This is a genomic window from Thermostichus sp. MS-CIW-36 (assembly GCF_054059035.1).
On record NZ_JBSSBR010000007.1, the window covers coordinates 94928 to 116658 of the forward strand.

The 21731-nt window shown below is 60.3% G+C and carries 20 protein-coding genes; 12 read left to right on the forward strand and 8 right to left on the reverse strand.

Going from position 1 to position 21731, the window contains the following annotated elements:
• Position 1 precedes the first annotated feature (1 nt).
• The 4 genes from ACVWVQ_RS05160 (at position 2) to chlP (ending at position 4295) form a co-directional block, all read left to right on the forward strand.
• Positions 2–1381: a DUF3084 domain-containing protein gene (locus ACVWVQ_RS05160; RefSeq protein ID WP_457502945.1), complete on the forward strand. Its 1380-nt coding sequence runs from the start codon at positions 2–4 to the stop codon at positions 1379–1381.
• A complete protein-coding gene (gene ruvX, locus ACVWVQ_RS05165; RefSeq protein WP_457507251.1) occupies positions 1378–1842 on the forward strand; it encodes a Holliday junction resolvase RuvX in 465 nt (154 codons plus the stop codon). The genes ACVWVQ_RS05160 and ruvX (ACVWVQ_RS05165) overlap by 4 nt, the downstream gene beginning before the upstream one ends.
• Positions 1814–2950 carry an extracellular solute-binding protein gene (locus ACVWVQ_RS05170; protein ID WP_457507253.1) on the forward strand — a complete coding sequence of 379 codons (1137 nt, stop codon included), beginning with the start codon at positions 1814–1816 and terminating at the stop codon, positions 2948–2950. The genes ruvX (ACVWVQ_RS05165) and ACVWVQ_RS05170 overlap by 29 nt, the downstream gene beginning before the upstream one ends.
• 124 nt (positions 2951–3074) lie before the next feature.
• On the forward strand, positions 3075–4295 hold the full coding sequence (chlP, locus tag ACVWVQ_RS05175) for a geranylgeranyl reductase (protein ID WP_457507255.1): 1221 nt from the start codon (positions 3075–3077) through the stop codon (positions 4293–4295).
• A 7-nt stretch (positions 4296–4302) separates the two neighbouring features.
• On the opposite strand, the gene ACVWVQ_RS05180 is transcribed toward chlP, so the two are convergent.
• Positions 4303–5151: a hypothetical protein gene (locus ACVWVQ_RS05180; RefSeq protein WP_457507257.1), complete on the reverse strand. Its 849-nt coding sequence runs from the start codon at positions 5149–5151 to the stop codon at positions 4303–4305.
• A gap of 139 nt (positions 5152–5290) precedes the next feature.
• Between ACVWVQ_RS05180 and ACVWVQ_RS05185 the strand changes: the two genes are divergently transcribed.
• The 4 genes from ACVWVQ_RS05185 (at position 5291) to secF (ending at position 9212) form a co-directional block, all read left to right on the forward strand.
• The gene (locus ACVWVQ_RS05185; RefSeq protein WP_414421596.1) at positions 5291–5449 is read left to right on the forward strand and encodes a hypothetical protein; all 159 of its coding nucleotides are present in this window, start codon (positions 5291–5293) and stop codon (positions 5447–5449) included.
• An 89-nt stretch (positions 5450–5538) separates the two neighbouring features.
• Entirely contained in the window at positions 5539–6813 is a 1275-nt protein-coding gene (locus ACVWVQ_RS05190) for an RNA-guided endonuclease InsQ/TnpB family protein (protein WP_457507259.1), read from the forward strand.
• A 51-nt stretch (positions 6814–6864) separates the two neighbouring features.
• The gene (secD, locus tag ACVWVQ_RS05195; RefSeq protein ID WP_457507261.1) at positions 6865–8211 is read left to right on the forward strand and encodes a protein translocase subunit SecD; all 1347 of its coding nucleotides are present in this window, start codon (positions 6865–6867) and stop codon (positions 8209–8211) included.
• Positions 8208–9212: a protein translocase subunit SecF gene (gene secF, locus ACVWVQ_RS05200; RefSeq protein ID WP_457507262.1), complete on the forward strand. Its 1005-nt coding sequence runs from the start codon at positions 8208–8210 to the stop codon at positions 9210–9212. Before secD ends, secF begins: the two co-directional genes overlap by 4 nt.
• A 70-nt stretch (positions 9213–9282) precedes the next feature.
• Here the strand turns inward: secF and ACVWVQ_RS05205 are convergent, their stop codons facing one another.
• A complete protein-coding gene (locus tag ACVWVQ_RS05205; RefSeq protein WP_457507272.1) occupies positions 9283–11115 on the reverse strand; it encodes an FAD-dependent oxidoreductase in 1833 nt (610 codons plus the stop codon).
• A 236-nt stretch (positions 11116–11351) separates the two neighbouring features.
• On the opposite strand from ACVWVQ_RS05205, the gene ACVWVQ_RS05210 reads away from it, so the two are divergent.
• Entirely contained in the window at positions 11352–12554 is a 1203-nt protein-coding gene (locus tag ACVWVQ_RS05210) for an argininosuccinate synthase (RefSeq protein WP_457507263.1), read from the forward strand.
• 92 nt (positions 12555–12646) lie between these two features.
• Here ACVWVQ_RS05210 and ahcY read toward each other — a convergent pair whose 3' ends face one another.
• Complete coding sequence (gene ahcY, locus ACVWVQ_RS05215; RefSeq protein WP_011433351.1) at positions 12647–13927, reverse strand: adenosylhomocysteinase; 1281 nt, start codon at positions 13925–13927, stop codon at positions 12647–12649.
• A 94-nt stretch (positions 13928–14021) separates the two neighbouring features.
• Here ahcY and ruvX (ACVWVQ_RS05220) point away from each other — a divergent pair, with 94 nt between their 5' ends.
• Both ruvX (ACVWVQ_RS05220) and ACVWVQ_RS05225 read left to right on the forward strand, forming a co-directional pair.
• Positions 14022–14534, forward strand: coding sequence for a Holliday junction resolvase RuvX (gene ruvX, locus ACVWVQ_RS05220; protein WP_457395477.1), 513 nt, complete (start codon positions 14022–14024; stop codon positions 14532–14534).
• A 140-nt stretch (positions 14535–14674) separates the two neighbouring features.
• Positions 14675–15892 (forward strand): NAD(P)/FAD-dependent oxidoreductase, encoded by a 1218-nt coding sequence (locus ACVWVQ_RS05225; RefSeq protein ID WP_457507265.1) that lies wholly within the window; start codon positions 14675–14677, stop codon positions 15890–15892.
• Here the strand turns inward: ACVWVQ_RS05225 and proC are convergent.
• The 5 genes from proC to speB all read right to left on the reverse strand — a co-directional run bounded on the left by proC (position 15889) and on the right by speB (position 20483).
• On the reverse strand, positions 15889–16692 hold the full coding sequence (proC, locus tag ACVWVQ_RS05230; protein WP_011433348.1) for a pyrroline-5-carboxylate reductase: 804 nt from the start codon (positions 16690–16692) through the stop codon (positions 15889–15891). The genes ACVWVQ_RS05225 and proC overlap by 4 nt on opposite strands.
• A 5-nt stretch (positions 16693–16697) precedes the next feature.
• Positions 16698–17273 carry a cell division protein SepF gene (locus ACVWVQ_RS05235; RefSeq protein WP_011433347.1) on the reverse strand — a complete coding sequence of 192 codons (576 nt, stop codon included), beginning with the start codon at positions 17271–17273 and terminating at the stop codon, positions 16698–16700.
• Positions 17274–17851: 578 nt separating this feature from the next.
• Positions 17852–18535, reverse strand: a complete 684-nt coding sequence (locus tag ACVWVQ_RS05240; protein ID WP_457507267.1) for a YggS family pyridoxal phosphate-dependent enzyme — start codon at positions 18533–18535, stop codon at positions 17852–17854.
• 103 nt (positions 18536–18638) lie between these two features.
• The gene (locus ACVWVQ_RS05245) at positions 18639–19487 is read right to left on the reverse strand and encodes a prohibitin family protein (protein ID WP_011433345.1); all 849 of its coding nucleotides are present in this window, start codon (positions 19485–19487) and stop codon (positions 18639–18641) included.
• A 72-nt stretch (positions 19488–19559) separates the two neighbouring features.
• The gene (gene speB / locus ACVWVQ_RS05250) at positions 19560–20483 is read right to left on the reverse strand and encodes an agmatinase (RefSeq protein ID WP_414413650.1); all 924 of its coding nucleotides are present in this window, start codon (positions 20481–20483) and stop codon (positions 19560–19562) included.
• Positions 20484–20676: 193 nt separating this feature from the next.
• Here speB and ACVWVQ_RS05255 point away from each other — a divergent pair, with 193 nt between their 5' ends.
• Entirely contained in the window at positions 20677–21429 is a 753-nt protein-coding gene (locus tag ACVWVQ_RS05255) for a DUF561 domain-containing protein (protein WP_011433343.1), read from the forward strand.
• Positions 21430–21731 lie beyond the last annotated feature (302 nt).

The window sequence follows — 21731 nt, forward strand, 5'->3', positions numbered from 1 at the left end:
TATGCAAGGCGTACTGCTGATCCTCTACATGTTGGTTGTCAGTGGCCTGATTGCCGTCGTTGGGGATCGGGTGGGCTACCGCATTGGCAAAAAGCGCCTTACCTGGTTTAACCTGCGCCCCCGTCATACCGCCATTCTGGTGGCTGTGGTGACCGGCGTGAGCATCTCCGCCCTGACTTTGGGCACACTGCTGCTCCTCAACCGCTCCCTGTCGGAGGCCCTGTTCAGCTACACCAACCAAATTGCCCAGGCGGAGCAAGAGCTGCGGGCCCTCAACCGCCAAAAAGCCCTCTTGGAAGCGGAAAATGCCGCTCTCAGGGTTGAGCGGGATCACCTCAAGATGGATCTCGACCAATTTCGCAGCCAGCAGTCGGCAGCCCAAACCCGCCTGAGCGAAGTGCGCGATCAACTGGCGGTGGCGCTGCAGGAGCGGCAGGAGGCGGAGGCCAAGCTGGCGGCAGCCAACGAGCAACTGGCCAAGGTGCAGCCCAGTTTGGATCGAGCCCATGCCGAGTTGGAGGCGGTGAAGGCAGAGGTGGAGTCGGCCCGCCAGGTGATCGCCACCCTGGAGTCGCAAAAACAAGCCCTGCAACTGGATCGAGATCAACTGGAGCGCTCCCTGGATGTGGTGCAGGCGGCCTTAACCCAACTGGAGAACCAGAAAAACCAGCTTGAGCAGGAGATCGAGCAGCTCAACCAATTGGCGGTGCGGCTGCGGCGGGGGGAACTGGCCATCTTGGCGGGGGAAGTCTTGGCAACGGGGGTTGTGGAGGCTCCAAGGGGGGCAAAGCCAGAGGCGATTCGGCAGCAGTTTGAGCAACTTTTGGCCCAGGCGGAACAGCGAGCCCTTGCCCTTGGATCCCAGCCCATGCCCCCTCTGGAAAACGCGATCTTGATCCGCCGCGAGGATGCCGATCAAGCCTTGGAGAAGTTGCAAGAGCCCGGTAGCTGGGCGGTGCGCATTCTCTCTGTTACCAACCGGCTCAAGGGGGAGCCTGTGCCTGTGCTCGTGCAGATTTACCCCAACCAGCGGATTTTCGCCAAGGGATCCGTGCTGGCCCACGGGGTGATTCAACCGGGTTTGAGCGAAAATCAGATCCAACAGCAACTGCTGGGGCTGCTGAACCAGGCCAATCAGCGCTCGCAAGAGGAGGGGCTTCTCTCCGATCCCATCACCGGCACTGTGGGGGAGTTCTCCCAGGTCAAGTTTCTGGAGGTTGTGCAGCATCTCCGCCAGAGCACCACCCCTCTGGATGTGAAGCTAGTTGCCGACACCGACATCTACACAGCGGGGCCATTGCGGGTGAGTTTTCTGATGGCAGAAGCTTCCGGTCAACCCGGCTCTTCTGGGGCTCAGCAGGCGGGGCGTCCTGAGGGATGACGGATCCACTCCATTCGGCAAGGCTGAAGAGCGAACGAGTGCTGATCGGTTTCGACCCAGGGCGCGACAAATGCGGCATTGCTGTGGTGCAGGTGTTTACGCAAACGGAGCTGAAGGTTTTACACCGGGAGGTGGTCCCTTCCGCGGCAGCGCTGTCTAGACTACAAACGCTCCGGCAACAGTTTCAGGCGGAGCAAGTGATCCTGGGCAATCAGACGACGGCCCAAGCCTGGAAGTCTCAACTGGAATCGATCCTCCCCCCGCAGCAGATTGTCCTGGTGGATGAGCGGCACAGCTCCCAAGAGGCCCGTCAGCGCTACTGGGATTTTCACCCACCGCAGGGATGGGAGCGGCTGTTGCCCAAGGGGATGCGGGTGCCCGCCAAGGCTTACGATGATCTGGTGGCTCTCATTCTGGTGGAGCGGTACTGTCGTGGGCGAGATACGGCTGAGCCGACGTGAGCTTCTACAGGGGATCCTGCTGGGGCTAATGGCGGCAGGATGTGGGGGGCCGGATGCACACCTGCCTCTTGTCGTGGCGCTCAAGCAAGGGATCCCTGCCAGTTTGCTCAACGAGTTTCGCCGCAGGACTCAGGCCCGCTTTCGGCTGCAACTGTTGGATAGTCGGGATCAGTTGTTGGCCTATCTCCGGCAAAGTGTTCAGCCGGCTGATCCGGCCTGGTGGGATCCGGGGGGATGGTTCCGGCGGCGGCTGCCGGTGGCGGCTTTGAGTTTGTTGGGGGCCGACGCTTTGGATCGGGCCATAGCTGCCGGTTGGCTGGCTCCTCTGCCGGCAAGCCTGTTGGGAGAACGATGGCAGAATCTGGATCCCCGTTGGCAAGCTGCGGCACTCCGGGAGGGGCAGATTTGGGGTGTGCCCTGGCGCTGGGGGGTAACGGCCATTGCCTACCGCCGGGATCGGGTGAGGGAGCCCATTCGGGACTGGGCGGATCTGTGGCGGCCTGAGCTGGCCGGCAAACTGACTCTGCCGGATCATCCGCGGGAGGTGATTGGGCTAACCCTGAAGAAAATGGGCCGCTCCTACAACGATCCCCTCAACCCTGAGGATGTGGAATTACGGCAAGAGCTGGGATCCCTGCATCGCCAGGTTTTAACTTACACCTCTTCCGACTACCTGCCCATCTTGCGCTTGGCCGATAGCTGGGTGGCCGTGGGCTGGTCGCAGGATCTCTACGCCACCCAAGCCAACTACCCTGAGCTGGCAGTGGTGATCCCGGCCTCCGGATCCGCCATCTGGTGGGATGCCTGGGTGCGACCCCACGTCGAAGACAATGCCCACACAGAATCAACCCAGACCGATTCCGGATCCCTGTTGGCTGACTGGCTTGATTTTGTCTTGAATCCTGAATTTGCCCCCCGCTTGGTCAATCTGAGCGGGATCCCTTCGGTTTTGCCGCTGGATTTGGCTCAACTTGCCCCACGCCTGCAACGCAGAGCCGACTTGCAAATCTCCACTTGGCAACGCTCGGAGATCTGGCGCCCCCTGAGCTCAGCCGAAGCCGAGTCCTATCTCAACCTCTGGGATCAAATGCGGCGGGGCCTTTTGTAGAAACACACCGAGCGCGAGCCCTCCACTCTGCAACACTTCGTCAAGGTCCGCAATGCTTCTGAGGAGCTGTGGTAGGATGCCTGCTGTCTGATGAGCCAGTTGCACTTGCATCGAGGAGAGCACCTTGAGTCTGAGAGTTGCTGTTGTGGGGGGCGGCCCAGCCGGAGCCTCTGCTGCCGAAGTTCTGGCCCAAGCTGGAATCGAGACCTTTTTGTTTGAGCGGAAGCTGGACAACGCCAAGCCCTGCGGGGGCGCCATTCCCCTCTGTATGGTCTCCGAGTTCGACCTCCCCGAGGGGATCATCGACCGCAAAGTGCGCAAGATGAAGATGATCTCCCCTTCCAACTATGAGGTGGATATCGCCCTCGAAAAAGAAAACGAGTACATCGGCATGTGCCGCCGCGAGATCTTGGATGCCTTCTTGCGCAATCGTGCCCACCAAAAAGGGGCGGAGCTGATCAACGGCAAGGTAATGCATCTGGAGATCCCCCAGAATGGCCGGGATCCCTACATCCTGCACTACAACGATTTTTCCGACGGATTGAGGCAAGGGGTGCCGCGTTCTTTGGCTGTGGATGTGGTGATCGGGGCGGATGGGTTCCACTCCAAGGTGGCAGAAGCCATTGGTGCTGGCGACTACAACTATGCGCTGGCCTTTCAGGAGCGCATCCGGCTCCCGGACGACAAAATGGCCTACTACGCAGAGCGGGCAGAAATGTATGTGGGGGACGATGTTTCTCCAGACTTCTATGCCTGGGTGTTTCCCAAGTCCAACCATGTGGCTGTGGGCACCGGCACCATGAAGGTGAACCAAGCCCACATCCAAAAGTTGCAAGCTGGGATCCGCGCCCGTGCTGCCGAGCGTATCCGCGGCGGCCAGGTGATCAAGGTGGAAGCCCATCCGATCCCAGAGCATCCCCGTCCACGCCGTGTGGTGGGCCGTGCTGCTTTGGTGGGAGATGCGGCGGGATACGTAACCAAATCCAGCGGCGAAGGGATCTATTTTGCCGCCAAGTCAGGCCGCATGTGCGCCGAGACCATCGTCGAGACCTCCAACGGCGGCAAGCGCATTCCCACAGAGGAGGATCTAAAACTGTATCTCAAGCGCTGGGATCGCCAGTACGGCCTGACCTACAAGGTCTTGGACATCCTGCAGCGAGTGTTCTACCGTTCCAATGCCACCCGCGAAGCCTTTGTGGAGATGTGCGCCGACCGGGACGTGCAGAGGATGACCTTTGACAGCTACCTCTACAAGACGGTAGTGCCCATGAGCCCTTGGGTGCAGTTCAAGATCACGGTCAAAACCTTGGGCAGCCTGATTCGTGGCAACGCTTTAGCCCCCTGAGACAACCCTACTGCCACTGGAAGGTCACCGTGACGCGATCCCAATTGGCCTCGGTTTTCAGCACACTGGCAGAGGCCCTTTGTCCGGGGGGCACGTCGCTGGGCTCAAACGCTGCCACTCGCGTATCGACAACTTCCTCCCCCCGGTAGAAGGTGAAGCGGGCGCGGGCGTTGAGAACCGTGCGGGTGCTGCGGTTGATCGCTTCCACGCTCAGGCGGCTACCGGCCCCCACTCGGTCTTCCCGAATGGCTCCCACGATTACAAAATCTCCTGGGCTGGCAGCAGACTCGGCTGGAGTGGCGGTCGGGACTGGAGTGGCAGGCTGTGGGGCCGTCTCGCTCTGGCCGGGATCCGACTGCCTCAGCAGCTCCAAAACGCGGGCCAACTCCTGCTGAAAGAAAACAAAGGCTTCCCGCGATTGGTTGGCTACCTGGGCCAAGATCAGCCGATCCGACTCCTCTACCGGAATTTCCAGAAGGGGAGCCGGTCCTTTTAGGGTGACTCGAATGCTGGCGACTTCTTGGTTGATGAACTTATCCAGGTAGGGAAAGATGTTGAGAATGCAGTCTTGAAAGGATCCCATCGGCATGATGCGATTGTTCGTCAGCACCAAGTCGGCCCGCTCACAGCTAGCCCGATCCTCCATATCAATTTCCAGGGGCACGCGAAAGGAGCCGAGGCTGGTGTTGGTGATGGTGACCCCAATGCCGTACACCTCCTGCCGCCAGCCGTGAATGATCTCCAGGCTAGGGCTGGTCACTTCCTCGGTGAAATACTCTCCGGCCCAGGTCGGGGATCCCCACAGAGGCAGGGCCAGTATCAGCACAGGGAAATGGCAGGTCAGTCTCCCCTTCACCTCAACCTTCCTTAACTCAACTCGCGGACTTTGGGGCAGAGCAGCGGTGTTTCTTGCTCCCCCGGGATGGCAATAGCCTAACCCAGGGCTGGCGCAAACCAGGGGGAGTCTTTGAATAATCTTTCCAACAATAACGGCTTTGAACTTCATCCGCTCTGCCCAAAGGGATAGCCCAGTACCCGTCTTCATCGAGCTGGGGGTTGCCTTTGCGGTGGATCCCAAGGGCCATTTTGTCGGGGCAGCGCCACCGGCTTTGCCGTTTTCCGCCTTGCCAAGCAAGGGATCCCGTCTGCGATAGGATCAGAAAGTTCAGCTTACTAGCGCAGGAGCCCCGCCCTCTGTCCGTAGGACGAGGGTCGGGAGGAATGCGGAAGTTACGATAGAACCATGACCCAAGTCCTGACCGTCTCCTGCAAGCTCAAGGTGTCCCAGTCGCAAGCCGCCAAATTGGACGCGACCTTGGCTGCTTTCGGCCAAGCCTTGAACTGGGTCAACCAAAACACACCAGAGAAGGTAGTTAACGCCGTTAAACTTCAATCTCTGTGCTACCGCCAAATCCGGGCCCGGTTCGGCTTGTCCAGTAACTTGGCTCAGCAGGTCTGCAGACGGCTGGCCGGTGCCCGTAAAGTTGCCCGACAGAAAAACCGTCCGGTCAAAGCGTTCAAGAGAGGCTTTGCGACCTACGATGCCCGTATCTTTTCGTTTCGCGAGAAAGACTGGACGGTGTCGCTGACCACGGTTGGGGGTCGAGAGCGCTTTGAGCTGGCGATTGGCCGTTACCAGAGAGAACAGTTGGCAGGCTCCAACCCCAAATCCGCCACTCTGGTCAAGCGCAAAGACGGTTCCTACTCCATTCAAATCTGTGTGGAAGCAGAGCCATCCCCACCGCAACGCACGGGTAGAGTGCTGGGGGTGGACTTGGGGAGGACGGATATTGCCCATACGTCAGAAGGGGATAACTGGAATGGACAGCAGTTGAACCGAGTCCGCGACCACTACTCCAAGCTGAGGGCGGCACTCCAACGCAAAGCCAGTAAGGGCACCCGCAGTTCGCGGCGCAGATGCAGAGAACTGTTGCAACGGCTGTCTGGCAAGGAGAGACGCTTTCAGTCGCGTCAGCGTTGCGTAGCAAAAACGTGGGTCAATCATCGCATCTCCAAAGCTATTGTCTCTAGGGCAAAGGCGACAAATAGCGCTCTTGCTCTGGAAGACTTGACAGGGATAAGGACTCCGTCCCGCTGGCGCGAAAGGACTCCGTCCCGCTTGCGCGAACGGGAAAGGGTCAATCAACAGCCACGCAGCAAGACAGAGCGTAGGCGGGCAAATAGTTGGGCGTTTTATCAACTCCGTCAATTTTTGGAGTACAAGGCTCTGCGTGCGGGGGTTGCTCTGATTCTTGTGCCGCCTGCCTACACGTCGCAGACCTGCCACCGGTGTTTGCACATTCATCCCGACCCTGCGCAATCCTATCGCAGTGGGAAGCAGTTTAAGTGTGGACACTGTGGATGGGAAGGGGATGCGGATTTGAATGGTGCGAATGTGATTGCGCTTTTGGGGGCTGTCGTAAACCAGCCTAGAGGTTCGGGCTTGTTTTGTTCTCTGGTAGAGCATAACAGGCTCAGGGCTACTGAAAGCCCGCGCTACACTGCTAAGGCGGTGTAGGGTCGGGTAGTTTACATCGAGTCTGCCAGCGTTCCTCGTTCTTTCAGACCTATGACCCAATTCTCAGCTTCGTGGCTCAGCCGGCTCGCCTTTTTGCGGGGGTTGATCTTCATCTTGGCCGTGGTGGTTGCCCTCGTTTACCTGGGCTTCAGCCGGGAGGTTCGCCTTGGCCTTGACCTCAAGGGAGGAACCCAGCTCACGCTACAAGCTGTGCCCACCGAGGAGGTGCCTGAGATCACCCCCGAAGTGATGCAGGGGGTAGAGGCTGTCATCCAGCAGCGGATCAACGGGCTGGGGGTGGCTGAGCCTCTGGTGCAGATCAGCGGCCAAGACCGCCTGTTCGTGCAGTTGCCGGGGGTGGCGGATCCGGATCGGGCCATTGCTCTCCTTGGAGATACAGCCCAACTGGAGTTTCGCAAGGGCTTGGTTCCCGTCGGCGCGCTGCCCCGCAACGAGCGGGGAGAGATAACAGCGGGGGAGGATCCGGATACTCTGTTTGAGCGGGTCGGCCTCACCGGGGATCTGCTGCGCAATGCCTATCCCCAAGCCCCTCGCCGCGGATCCCAGAGTTGGGAGGTGCTGCTGGAGTTCAAGCCGGAGGGGGCAGAAAAATTTACTCAGCTCACCCGAGATCTGGCCGGGACAGAACGTCCATTGGGCATTTTTCTGGACGACGTGTTGATCAGTGCCCCGATCGTGGGGCCGGAGTTTGCCCGCACCGGCATCACCGGCGGGACGGCGGTGATCACGGGCAATTTTACGGTGGAAACCGCCACTGACTTGGCGGTCAAGCTCAGGGCAGGAGCGCTGCCGGTTCCCATTCAGGTGATTGAAAATCGCACTGTCGGGGCCACTTTGGGGGAAGTGAGCGTGCGCCGCAGCCTCTATGCCGGGATCGGGGGCCTGGTGCTGGTTTTCCTCTTTATGGTGGCCTACTATCGCCTGCCAGGGCTGATTGCGGACATTGCTCTGCTTATCTACGCCCTCTGTACCTTTGCTCTCTTCCAACTGCTGGGGGTCACCATGACTCTGCCGGGGATCGCCGGCTTTATCCTCAGCATCGGCATGGCGGTGGATGCCAATGTGCTGATCTTCGAGCGCATCAAAGAAGAGTTGCGGGCCGGCAAATCCATCTACAAGTCCATTTCGGAAGGGTTTAACCGCGCCTTCAGCAGCATCCTGGACAGCAATGTGACTACCCTTTTGGTCTGTGGCGTGCTTTTCTGGCTGGGGATGGGACTGGTGAAAGGGTTTGCGGTAACCCTGGGCATTGGCATTCTGGTGAGCTTCTTTACGGCCATCACCTGCACCCGTAGCCTGCTCTTGGCGGCAATGGGGATCCCCAGCTTGCGCAAACCTGAGTTTTACGGCGTTCGGATGGAGGCGGCCCAATCATGACGGCTCAAGAGCTATCCCCTGCAGATCCCGCTTCCTCTCGCTTGCTGGACTACCGCTTTGACATTGTTGGGCGGAGCAGGCTGTGGTTTGGCTTCTCCTTGGCGGTGTTGCTGGTGGGGCTGGTCAGCATGGCCTTTTCCCTGGCTTCTCTGGGAACCCCCCTGCGGCTGGGGTTGGATTTTTCCGGCGGCACTTTGCTGGATCTGAGCTTTGAGCGGCCTGTCACCACCGAGGAGCTGCGGCGGGCGCTGCAGGAACACAACCTGGGGAGCAGCATCATTCAACTGGACACCCAGACGGGCCAGGAAGCCCTGATCCGCATGCCCCCTTTGTCGGAGACGGAGCGCTTGGCCGTGGAAGCCACCCTGCGGCAGGAGGTTGCCCCCTTCCAGCGCAATCTGGTCGAGACGGTTGGCCCGACGGTGGGTCGTCTGCTCCTGCGTTCCGGCATCGTGGCCGTGCTCATCTCTTTCGGCCTGATTGTGGTGTATCTGGCCCTGCGCTTTCAGTGGGATTACGCGGTGTTTGCCATTGTGGCGCTGCTGCACGATGTAGTGTTGACGATAGGGCTGTTTGCCCTTTTGGGCCTGACGGTGGGCATGGAGGTGGATAGCCTGTTTGTGGTGGCGCTGCTGACCATCATCGGCTTTTCTGTCAACGACACCGTGGTCATCTACGACCGCATCCGCGAAAACCTCCGCCTGGTGAGCCGCAAAGTCAGCTTCGCTGAGGTGGTGAACCTGTCTCTAAATCAAACTTTCGCCCGCTCCTTGAATACCACCCTGACGACGATGCTGCCCTTGGTCGCCATCGCCATTTTCGGAGGGGCTACCTTGAAGGGGTTTGCCATCGCTCTCCTGGTGGGATTTGCCTTGGGGGTGTATTCCAGCATTTTTATCGCCAGTCCCCTGTTGGTGTGGTGGCGGCGGCGGCGCTATGGCAGAAGTGGCGAAGATGTCCATGCAGGGAGGGATCCCGATTCCCTTCCCTCTGAGGGCTAGGGTCTCGATGCCGGAAAAATGAGGGCAGGGGGATCTGTCCTTCGCGGCGGCGGGATGGTGTCGTTTGGGATCACCATTGCAGTCTTTGCCCATGGGAGATCAGGTAGCGCTGTAAATCGGCTATTTTGCCTTGCGGTACGATCTGAGCTGGGATCAGGCCGGGAGCTTGACTGCGCAGCCAAGCCACGGTCAGCCCTGCCGCCGAGCCGATGGTCCATTCACCGTAATGCACGCGGGTGGCGGCGTTGACAATGTGGCTGACGGCGATCCCTTTGCCGCCGATGAGCAGGTTATCCACCTTCTGCGGGATCAGGGCTTCCAAGGGAATGAGAATGGGACGGACGGAAAACTCGTTGACTGGCGCGGAGCTGGCCGAAAGAGAGGGCTCCCAGTTGCGGTAGCGACAGCCGTGGATATCGATGGCGTAGTGGGTAACCCCCACCACGGTAGGTCTGAAGTCCCGCCCCCCGGCGGTGCCGACGCGAATATCCTGCTCCAACATCAGGAACTCTGCTTGGCCGTAGGCAGCTCGCCCCAGGATGCGCCGACCTTCGCGGATGTAGGGGTAGAGGCTAAGGCCAGAGCGAGTGCCCAGCAAGGACTCTTCGGCAAACACCAAGGAGAGGGGATAGCCAGAGCGGGATTGAGTTTCCATCAGCCACTCGGCAAACAGCAGGGCGTGGTTTTCTCCATCTTTGATGGCCGAGACATCCAGGCCCCCCAGCCAGTTGTGGCGCTGCCCTGAGGCCACTAGCCGCTCTTCCGTCAGGATCAGGGGCGGGTTCATGATCCCCCAGTCGTTGCCGCGGTTCCAGTTCACCAGCGTCAGGTCGCCTGGAACAGGCGTGCTGTAGAAGGGATCCCGGCGGCCCTTGCTGACGATGCGGCGGTAATTGAAAAAGCTCTGGCCGCTGAAGGTGGGGAAACCCTCCATGTCGAACTCGCGGCGGTGTTCGGCGCGGGAATAGCCCGGCTGCAGCTGGACCAGCTCGGCGCGGGAGCGCCCGCCATCGTCGTGGATGGCCAGCACGAAGGGAAAGGTAAAGGCTTGAGTACACTCCGGGTTGCTGGCGGGGGCGGCATTGGGCTCGCCGGTCACGTCTCGCCCTTCCGAACCCAGCCGATAGGGGATCCCGGCCCAGCCCACCAGCTCGCCGGTATCGGTGGCATCGATAACAAACAGGTTGCGGCCTGGTGGTGCCTGCAGCCTCAACACCCGTTTGGCAAAAACTTCCGTCTCCTGCCAGCCATACCAGCTCACCAGCTCCCGCCACAGCCGTCCCGGCGGCACAAAGTTGGGATCCCGCGGCTGCCGCTGCACAGCGTAAATGCTTTCAATCTGGGATCCATCGGCGCTGAAGGTGGCCCCCTTGAAAGCCGTTTGGGTAGCCCAGCGACTGTTGGGGGCATTTTGAGCTGCCTGTTGCAGCCAGGTTTCCACCGCCTGCAGCCCCGCCTGGGGCGGAAAACACAGCCCTCCCACCCAGCAGCTGTTGATCTCGGATACGCGGGTTCCCGGCGGGATCCCTGTCCAGGCCGGCAGATGCACCGGCTGGCTTTCGATCAAGGCCTTGAACTCCAGCCAGTGGCGGGAAAAATTGCCCCGTTGCCGCATTGGCAGCGATTCATCAATGGCCGATACCCCCTGGGAGGTGATCTGCCCCCCCAGCCAAGGGGTAAGCTCGATGAGACAGGTTTGCACCCCCCCTCGCATGGCGTGGCCCGCTGCCGCCACACCCCCCAAGGATCCCCCCACCACCACCAGCTCGCACTCCCAAATCTCGTCCGGCTGCGGCAAGGGATCCAACAAGGGCCAACCGTGGGCGGTAAAACGGGGCACCTCCGGCTCGGAGACGGCAACAGGGGATCCCACCTCTGGCTGGGAGAGGGCGGCAAACCCCATCCCGGCCACAAAGCTCAGCAGCGACAGGATCCCCAGCCCCACAGTTCGCTTGGGCTCAGATCCCCGGCACGCCGCAGCCGTCTTTTTGCCAGCCATGCTCACTCACACCCCCGGCCTTTCCCCGGCAGGAGAAATCCCCTTGAGAATAGCTGAGGAAACCGACATTGAGGCCAGCCAGGATCCCTGCCACAGGGCATAATGGGCTAGCAACTTTTTAACGGCAACGGCGGGATCCCATGGGACGGGCAAAGAAGGTGGTATTGGCCTATTCAGGCGGGGTGGATACTTCCGTCTGCATTCCCTATCTCAAGCACGAGTGGGGGGTGGAATCGGTGGTGGCCCTGGCAGTCGACTTGGGGCAGGGGGCGGAGCTGGAGGCCATTCAGGCCAAAGCCCTCAGGGCGGGGGCAGAGCAATCTCTGGTGCGGGAGGCTGTCCAGGCCCTCATTACCGACTATGCCTTCCCGGCCATCCAGGCCAACGCCCTCTACGAGCAGCGCTACCCCCTTTCCACGGCCCTGGCCCGACCCCTGATTGCCAAGCTGCTGGTGGAAGTGGCGGAAGAGGTGGGCGCCGATGCGGTGGCCCACGGCTGCACCGGCAAAGGCAACGACCAGGTGCGCTTTGATCTGGCTATTGCTGCTTTAAATCCCCAGCTCAAAGTGTTGGCCCCTGCCCGCGAGTGGGGGATGACCCGCGAGGAGACCATTGCCTATGGGGAGCGCTACGGGATCCCCATGCCCGTGCAGAAGTCCAGCCCCTACAGCATCGACCTCAACATTTTGGGCCGCAGCGCTGAAGCCGGCATCCTAGAAGATGCCAACCGGGAGCCGCCGGAGGAAGTGTATGCCCTCACCCGGCCTATTTCCCAGACACCCGACGAGCCCGCCTACGTGGAGATTGAGTTCGAGCAAGGGATCCCTGTCGGGGTGGATGGGCAGCGCCTCAGTCCCAAAGCCCTCTTCGAGCAGCTCAACTCCTTAGCTGGCCTGCATGGGGTGGGCCGCATCGACATGATTGAAAACCGCCTGGTGGGGATCAAGTCGCGGGAGATCTACGAGTGCCCTGCTCTAATGGTCTTGATCCAAGCCCACCGCGAGCTGGAAAGCCTCACCCTCACCCGCGATGTCATCCATTACAAGTACGGCATCGAGACCACCTACAGCCAGTTGATCTACAACGGCCTTTGGTACTCGCCGCTGCGGGAGGCTCTGGACGCCTTTATCCGCGCCACCCAGAAAAGCGTCACCGGTGTCGTGCGGATGCGGTTGCACAAGGGCCAGGCGGTCTGTGTGGGCCGTCGCTCCCCTTATTCCCTCTACAACCCCGAGCTGGCCACCTACGGCGCAGGAGACCAGTTCGACCACAAAGCGGCAGAAGGCTTCATCTACGTCTGGGGTCTGCCCACCCGCGTTTGGTCGCAGGTTCACAGAATCTAGGAATCCCCTCCTGGCTCGAGGTTGGGGGGAGCACGCTAGCCCTGCTGCTTGGGATCCCAGACTCAGCTCCCGATTGAATTCCCAAAACCCACTTAAGTCCCGGCAGTCCAGGTGTTGCCGTACTCGATCTGCTCGGGGGTGAGGCTGTCGATTTGGATCCCCATGGCCTTGAGCTTGAGGCGGGCGATGGCCTCGTCCACCTCGAGAGGAATGGGGTGAAGCCCTGGGGCCAAGCGGCCCCGGTTTTTCACCAGGTATTCGCAGGCCAGGGCCTGGTTGGCAAAGCTCATGTCCATGACGCTGGCGGGGTGCCCTTCGGCAGCAGCCAAGTTAATCAGGCGGCCTTCCCCCAGCACCACCACTGACTTGCCCGACTGCAGACGGTATTCTTCCACAAAGGGGCGCACCGTCTGTCGGGAGACGGCCCGCTCCTGCAGCGCCACCAGGTCGATTTCAATGTCAAAGTGGCCGGCGTTGCAGACCATCGCCCCATCCTTCATGCGGTCGAAGTGCTCGCCGCGAATCACGTGCTTGTTGCCGGTGACGGTGATGAAGATGTCCCCCAGAGCAGCGGCTTCTTCCATCGGCATCACCCGGAAGCCGTCCATCACCGCCTCCAGAGCCCGCACCGGGTTGACTTCCGTGACAATCACCTGGGATCCCATGCCACGGGCCCGCATGGCCACTCCCTTGGCGCACCAGCCGTAGCCAGCCACCACCACCGTCTTCCCGGCCAGAAGGATGTTGGTACAGCGCAGGATCCCGTCCAGGGTGGATTGGCCGGTGCCGTAGCGGTTGTCGAACAGGTGTTTGGTCTCGGCGTCGTTGACGGTCATCACCGGGAAGCTGAGCACCCCCGCCTTGAGCATGGCCCTAAGGCGCACCAGGCCAGTGGTGGTCTCTTCCGTGGTGCCGATGAGCTCCGACAGTTGCTCCTGACGGTGCTGCACCAGCTCCGCCGTCACATCTCCACCATCGTCGATAATCAGGTTGGGGCGGTGATCTAGGGCAATCTGGACATGGCGGCGGTAGGTGGCCACATCTTCTCCTTTGAGGGCAAACACCGAAATGCCATGGTCCGCCACCAGGCTGGCGGCCACATCGTCTTGGGTGGAAAGGGGATTGCTGGCAATGAGAACGCTATCCGCCCCCCCTGCTTGTAGAGCCAGGGCCAGGTTGGCCGTTTCGGTCGTAATGTGGCAGCAGGCCACCAAGCGCAGCCCGGCAAAGGGCTTTTCTTGAGCAAAGCGCTCCCGGATCTGGGCCAGCACCGGCATCTCCCGCGCCGCCCACTGGATCCGTTGCTTGCCCAGGGGGGCGAGGTTCAGATCTTTCACTTCATGCTTCGGGAGAGACAGGGTAGCGCTGGTCATCGAGTGTTGCTCCAAACAGGGTCATCGAGAGAGGATAGGGGAACGGAAACTGCAAGCCCCAAAGGGGGCCAGGCAGCCATAAAGATCAGCAAGGATGTCGATAAGCCTGAACTATTCTGCCACAAGGGATCCCCTTTCAGCGCTGGGGCTGGATGTAGGCAACCGCCGCATTGGCGTGGCCGGCTCCGACCGGCTGGGGCTGCTGGCTACTGGCCTGGGGGTGATCCAGCGACGATCCCTCTCAGAGGACATTGCCCAAGTGCAGGAGTGGATCCGCCGCCGCCAGGCCACCGTGGTGGTGGTGGGGATCCCCCTTCTGGCGGATGGGTCGGTGGGATCCCAGGCCCGCAAAGTCCAGCGGTTCGTGCGCGCTTTGCAGGTGGCCGTGGATCTCCCCATTGTTACCGTCAATGAATACCTGAGCACCGTGCAGGCGGAGTGGGATCTGCGCGAGGCGGGGATCCCGGCCAAAGCCCAGAAGGGCTTAATCGATCAGCAGTCGGCGGCGGTAATTCTCCAAACTTGGCTGGACGAGCGACGGGCTTCCCTGTCAGAAGTGCCGGCTTGGCAAAGCTGGGGCAACAAAGACTACGCTGGAGAAGTCTAGCCGGGAAAGTTTAAATCAATTCAAGCCCAAGGTGGGCCATCCCTCGTTGCCCCTTCTGCATCAGCAGGGTGTGATTGTTAAGTCGGGGCCTTTCGCGCAACTTTGATAACGTCTGATAACGTCACGTGAACCATCCGAGCATGAATCGCATTTGCATTCTTGGGGGCGGCTTTGGCGGGTTGTACACAGCTTTGGAACTGAGCCGGCAACCCTGGCCAGAACCACCCCAGATCACCTTGGTCGATCGGCAGGAGCGGTTCGTCTTTGCCCCCCTGCTTTATGAGCTGCTCACCGGAGAAATGGAAGACTGGGAGGTGGCCCCCCGTTTTCAAGATCTGCTGCCCCCGGGATCGGTGCAATTTCGCCGCGGATCTGTCCAGGCCATTGACCCTCAAGCCCGCCGAGTGGAGCTGGAAGATGGGCAAAGCTTGGAGTACGACGCGCTGGTGCTGGCGCTGGGGGGAGAAACCCCTCTGGAGAGCGTTCCGGGAGCGGCGGAGTTTGCTTTTCCCTTTCGCACCCTGGCAGATGCTCAGCGGCTGCGCGCCCACCTGAAGGCGTTGGAAGACCGGGATCCGGCTCAGCCTGTGGCTCTGGCCATTGCAGGAGCAGGGGCTAGTGGCGTGGAATTGGCCTGCAAATTGGCGGATCGGCTGGGCTGGCGGGGACGGATCCGCCTCATCGAGTTGGGATCCCAAATCTTGTCCGGCTTTGCTCTCTCCAGCCGGGAGGCGGCCCAAGAGGCGCTGGCCCAACGGCGGGTGCAGGTGGAGTTGCAAACCAAGGTCTTGGGCATCGAGGCCCTTGGCGAGAACGGCGCCCCTCCCTTCCATCTGCAGCTCCAGCGACTGGAGAGCCAGGAGATTGCTACGGATCTTGTGGATGCTGTGCTGTGGACTGTCGGAACCCGACCGGCAGCGGTGATTGCCAATTGGGCTCTGCCCAAAACGGAGCGGGGACGGCTGCAGGTTTTGTCCACCTTACAGACCCCCACCTTCCCAGAGATCTTTGCCTTGGGAGATGCAGCAGCGGTGGTGGATGCGGAGGGCAAGCCGGTGCCGGCCACAGCCCAAGCGGCTTTTCAACAGGCCGGTTATTGCGCCTGGAACCTGTGGGCTTTGCTCACCCAGGAGCGGCCTCTCTTGCCCTTTCGCTACTTTTCTCTGGGGGAAATGCTCAGCCTGGGGGTGGATACGGCGGTGCTTTCTGCCCTTGGCGGCCTCACACTGACCGGCCCCCTGGGCTATTTGGCCCGGCGAACTGCCTATTTGGTGCGCCTGCCCACACTGGAACACCAGCTCAAGGTGGGGTGGAATTGGATCACCCGTCCCCTCTGGCAAGGGCTGCTGGCCCGCTAGGATCCCTGTAACTGGCAAGAGCGCTCGTAGGCCGCTCGCACTGCCTGCATCAGGGCTCCCCGCACCCCCGCCTGCTCCAAGGCTTGGATCCCGGCAATGGTCGTCCCCCCTGGACTGGTGACCCGGTCTTTGAGAACGGCAGGGTGCAGATTTTCTTGCTGCAAGAGGGCAGCAGTACCCGCCAAGGTCTGCAGGGCCAACTGGGTAGCAATGGGACGCGGCAGCCCCACCTGTACCCCTCCGTCGATCAGCCCTTCCAGAATCACCGCCAGATACCCCGGCCCGGAACCCGAAAGTGCCGTCACCGCATCCATCTGGCTTTCGGCCACCGTCACCACCTCGCCCACCGCGCGAAACAGCTTCTCCACCTGCTCCACCTGCATAGGCGTCACCCCTGGCCCGTAGCTGATGGCCGTTATGCCCGCCCCCACCAGCGCCGGCGTGTTGGGCATCGTGCGCACCACCTTTTGTTTGGGAAAAGCCTGCTGCAACTGCTGCAAGGGGATCCCGGCCATAATCGAGATCACCAGCTCTGTGGCGGACAGCCGGCCCATCTCAGCCACCACTGTCGGGAAGAGCTGCGGTTTAACGGCCAGAAACAGAATCTCAGACTCTCCCGCCTGGGATGGATCCGCCAACAATCGGATACCCAGCTCCTGCTGCAGGGCCACAGCCTTATCCAGATCAGGCTCCCGCAAGGCCACCTGCGCTGCGGGATAAACTCCCACAGCTACCCAACGCCGCAGCAGGGCGGATCCCATGGCTCCACCCCCGATAACACTTAGCAGTGGCCGCTCCATAGCAACTAGTGCTGACCTACTGCCTGCAGATGCTCATAGGTGCTGGGCCAGAGGGGGGTAGGGCTTTGCAAAGGGCGCTGCAGCGGCTGCACCACTTGGCTACTGGGGGTGGAAACCATCACCGTGCTGGGGGTGAACAAAAAAATGTTCTCTCCGATGCGCTCTTGGTGGCCATCGATGGCGTAGGTGCCGCCGGCAACGAAATCCACAGAGCGCTGCGCCTCAGCGGGATCCATTAGGGTCAAGTTCATGATCACCGTCTTGCGCTCCCGTAGGTACTGGATAACCTGAGCCATCTCATCGAAGCTGCGCGGCTCCATCACCACCACTTCACTGGTGGGTGGGTTTACGCCCGGTAATCCAATCACGTTGCTCCCCATACTGCCCCCTGCTGAGCGATCCCGATGCTGACTGCGCCGATGGCCCCGCGACTCTTCTCGACCGGCAGAGCCCTCCCCCGCTTCCACTCCCCGTTGCCGCCGCCCTCGCGGAAGGGTACTCACTTCCTCCTCTTCGGGGGGAGCAGCCGGTTGGGAACGGCGTCCCTCGTAGAGCAGTTGGTAATCATCCTGCCCTTCCATTTCAGAGTACTCCTCCAGGCCGTCCACGGGATCATTCAGACCCACAAAATCTCTTACCCTGCTCCAGATTCCATTGACATTCATATGCACATCCTCACTACAGGTCATGGGTTTACGGCGAGCGTAGGATTCAGGCTCCTGATTGGATCCTGAGTGGCTCACTCAAGCTAGGGGGCGTCCTTTTATTCTCGGTCAAAGTCTTTCAATAGGCTGAGACAGGGTTTGCTCAGGAAGCTGCCGAAGCAGGTGGGGGCTAACGTAGGTTAACAAAACCCCATTGATTCGACGACTAGAGTTTACCCAGAAGAAGTGAAGATGTCATCTCACTTGCCAAGCCGTTGTTTGGCAGGATTGAACTCTGCTCCCCGTCTGGATTGAGCCCACGTTAACGGAAGTAACGCAAATGATTACAAATTTCCCCAAAATTTCCCCAATAGGGCAAATCCTGGGCGGGATCCCCCCACTTTTGATTATCCAAGCCGAACTCTCGCCCCAAAGGTGCCCCGCAGGGCGACTGGGGAGTTGCACGGCTTTACACAAAATTTAATCACAATTTAACGGCTTCACAGAGGTCACATCTATTCCTGCTCGGCGTCGGCAAACAAAGCGCGCCCCAGCCGGATCAAGTTAGAGCCTGCTGCCACCGCCAGGAGGTAATCGTCGGACATGCCCATGGAGAGGGTGTGCACCTGCAGATGTTCATAGCCGCTGCGCTGGATGTAATCGGCCAGTTCGGCCAGCTTGCGAAACAGGTCTAGGGCCGCCTCTGAGCTCAAGCCCAAAGGCAAAATGGTCATCAGGCCCACAATTTGCACCTGCAGCAGTTGGTTCAGTTCGGGGAGGCTCTGCAACAGATCGGGGATGAGCCAGCCGAACTTATTGGGATCCGGAGCCAATTTAACCTGCAGGCAAAGCTTGGGGGTGAGGTGCAGCTCCCAGGCTTTTTGGTTGATCAGCTTGGCCAGGCGCAAGCTATCGACGCTGTCAATCCAGGCAAATTGCTTGAGGGCCGGTTTGACTTTGTTGGTCTGCAGATGCCCGATCAAGTGCCAGACGATATCGGTCAGATCTTGCAGTTGCCCTTGTTTGACGGCGGCCTCTTGCACTCGACTCTCCCCAAAGTGGCGGATCCCAGCCCGATAGGCGGCGCGGATGTGGTCGGCACTGTAGCCTTTGCTCACTGCCATGATCTCCACATGGTCTGGGATCTGGGATCGGATGGCCTGAATGCGGTTGTGGATGAGCTGCTCGTCAAGGGGCATCGTCAGGTCAGCAGGCCGGGGATCTCTATCCCCATTCTCGTTCCAATTGGCAACAATGCTCTGGGATAGATTTTTGCAGAACCCAGAGCCAACGGGCTGTCCGCTACCGCTGCCAGGGATCCGGTCGGGAGATGATCACGCGGGTGCCGGGCGCCAGTTTGCGCGCGTAGTCCAACTGCACCACTTCTGGGTTTTGCTTCAGGGCTTCCCCCTGGAGGCGAATGGCTTGGGCTTCTCCTTCTGCCAGGATCACCAATCGTTGTTTTTCCAGCTCTGCTTTTTCCACGAGGAAGCGTTCCCGCTCTTTCTCTTGCTCGGCAATTTGCTTTTGCTCGATAGCCGTTTGGAATTGGTCGGAGAAGCGGACATTGCGCAGCAGCACGTTTTGCAAGATCAGGTCATTCTCAGCAAAAATGCTGGAGAGCTGCCGCTCCACATTTTCCTGGATCTGCTCGCGTTCTTCCGAGAAAACGGCGATGGCGCGGTGCAAAGCCAGTTCATTGCGCACCACCGTCCGCACCTCTGGGCGAATCACTTTGTCCACGTAGGAAGGGCCAATGGTCTGGTGCAGGTGGGCCACTTGGTCGGGATCCAAGCGAAAGCGCACCGAGACATCGAGGGAGATCTGCTGGCCGTCGGCGCTGAGCACTTTCAACGCATCATCCCCCTGGTTTTCGGAGCGTTGGGAGGCCATGGTGTAGGTTTGGGTGCGCACGTCGTAGAAGATAGGCGTTTCCACCAGCGGCAGCAGGAGGTGCAGCCCTTCTCCCAGCGGCTGCGGCTTCAGCCCCGTCAGGGAGTTGAACACCACGGCCCGTGTGCCGGCAGGCACCACCACCAAGCACTGCAGCAAGGTGGCCAAGAGGATCAGCAGCAATGCCCCACCCACCAAGGGAATCCAGGACAAAGCGGGAAGTTCAAAAGCAGGACGACGGGGGTGGGCCGATTTCACAGGTGTGTTACCCAAAAACCTAAAGAACTCGAACAGGTGCCCCGGGGATGGCCGGCCAAGCTCTTCTTGAGCTTAACCCAAGGCCGCAGCCAAGATCTGATAGGCCAGTTTGGCGACCGTGAAGGCGCTGCGGCGATCGGTTTCCCGTTCTCCCGTGACCGACAGCTCGACCACATCGGCGCCGATGATTTGCCGTTGCTGTCCTAGTGCCCGAATCAGCTCCACCGTCTCCCACCAGCCCAAGCCGCCAGGTTCGGGGGTACCGGTGGCCGGCACCACAGCGGGATCCAGCCCATCCACATCCACCGTCAGGTAAACCTGGGGGCCCAAGGTGGCAATCACCTCTGGGATCCACTCCTGGGCTGGCTTGGTGTGCAAGCTGTGGGCAAAAAAGGTGTGCAGACGGCGCTCGCGAATGGTCTGGCGGTCTTCGGCGCAGATGGAGCGGATCCCCACTTGGGTGAGGCGGCTGCCCACTTGCTCCACCACGCGGGCCATGGCAGAAGCATGGGAATAGCGGGATCCCTCGTAGCTATCTCTCAGGTCGCAGTGGGCATCGATTTGCAGGACGTGCAGCTCCGGATAATGGGCCAGGTGGGCAGCAATCAGGGGCCCGCTGATGGAGTGCTCCCCACCAATGGAAAGCAGGAACCGCCCCGGTCTCACCCACTCGGCAGCGCGACGCTGGATTTCGGCCATAGCCAGCTCCTGGGCGGAAGATCCCAGACCTTCCAACTCCACCGGGGGGGCCGTCCAGTAGCGGGAGATCTCTTCCGAGAAGTCGGGGTGAAGAGCTGGCTGGCGATCCCGTACCTCGTCGTAGATCTCCACATAGGCAGAAGCCTGCAACAGCGCCTGAGGGCCTTTGGCGGTGCCTTTGCCATAGGAGGTGGTGGCCTCGTAGGGGACGGGCAGGAGAATTGCTTGGGCCATCTCCGGATCCGGCTCAGGCAGGCCCAGGAAGGGGAAGGGAGAGCGATACATGATGGCTTGCAAGAAGGGATCCCTATTCTATTGAATCTATTGAAGAATTGTGGTGAGCCAAAAGGACTGGGATGATGGGGTAAAGAGGGACCCTTGTGGGATTGAGGCAAACCCTCTAGACTGAGCAAAGGCTTCCCCAAGCCCAGTTTTAGCAGCCATTTGTTTTCACTCCTCTTAGACTGCCTTTCCACAAGCTGACGAGCCTATGACCACTGCCTCTCACGCTGCTCTTTTCGACGCTCTGGCCCAACGTCGGGCCCTCAAGATCATCAGCGGTCTACAAAACTTCGACCTGCAGTCGGTTCTGAGCATCACCCGCGCCGCCCAACAGGGAGGGGCCACTTGGGTGGATATCGCTGCCAGCCCCGAATTGGTGCAGCGGGTACGCGCCCAGATCGATCTGCCCATCTGTGTGTCGGCGGTGGAGCCGCAGCAGTTGGCCGCAGCCGTACAGGCAGGAGCAGACATGGCCGAGATCGGCAATTACGACAGCTTCTACCCTTCAGGCCGCATCTTCTCCGCAGCGGAAGTCCTAGACCTTACCCGCCGAACCCGCTCTCTTCTGCCCCGCACGCTCTTGTCGGTAACCGTTCCCCACACTCTGCCTCTGAATCAACAGGCAGAATTGGCCGAGAAACTGGAGGATCTGGGAGCCGATCTCATCCAAACCGAGGGCAGCACCAGTGCCGAGCCGGTTCACGGGGGATCCCTGGGCCTGATCGAGAAGGCTGCCCCCACCCTGGCCGCCGCCTATGAAATTAGCCGTGTCGTCTCGGTACCGGTTATCTGCGCTTCCGGCCTCTCGACGGTAACAGTGCGCTTGGCCATTGCTGCCGGCGCTTCAGGTGTAGGGGTGGGCAAAGCTGTCAGCCGGCTCCAGGATGAAGTGGCCATGGTGGCTCAAGTGCGGGCATTGGTGGAGGCCTTGGGAGGATCTCGGATCCCTGCCCTTGTCTAGGTCGATGTCTGACCGGTAAAAGTTGACCCTCTTGCGCCAGCGTGCGCTGGTGCATTTTTTTTAGATTTTCTTGGACAAGCAGGGAATAAGTAGGTAAGTAGGGCAGCTGAGGGTTGAGATCAGCCGCTAGAAGTTTTGCTGCTCACCAAATTTTCGGGCTGGAGGCCCGCACCATAGCCGCAGGCTTGGTGTCGGGAGGAAAGCCCTCCTCCATATAGGTTTGCTGGTCAAAAGTCTGGATAAACTACGATAAGCCCATGAGCCAGACTATCTCTGTACGTTGCAAGCTGATAGTCCCACAA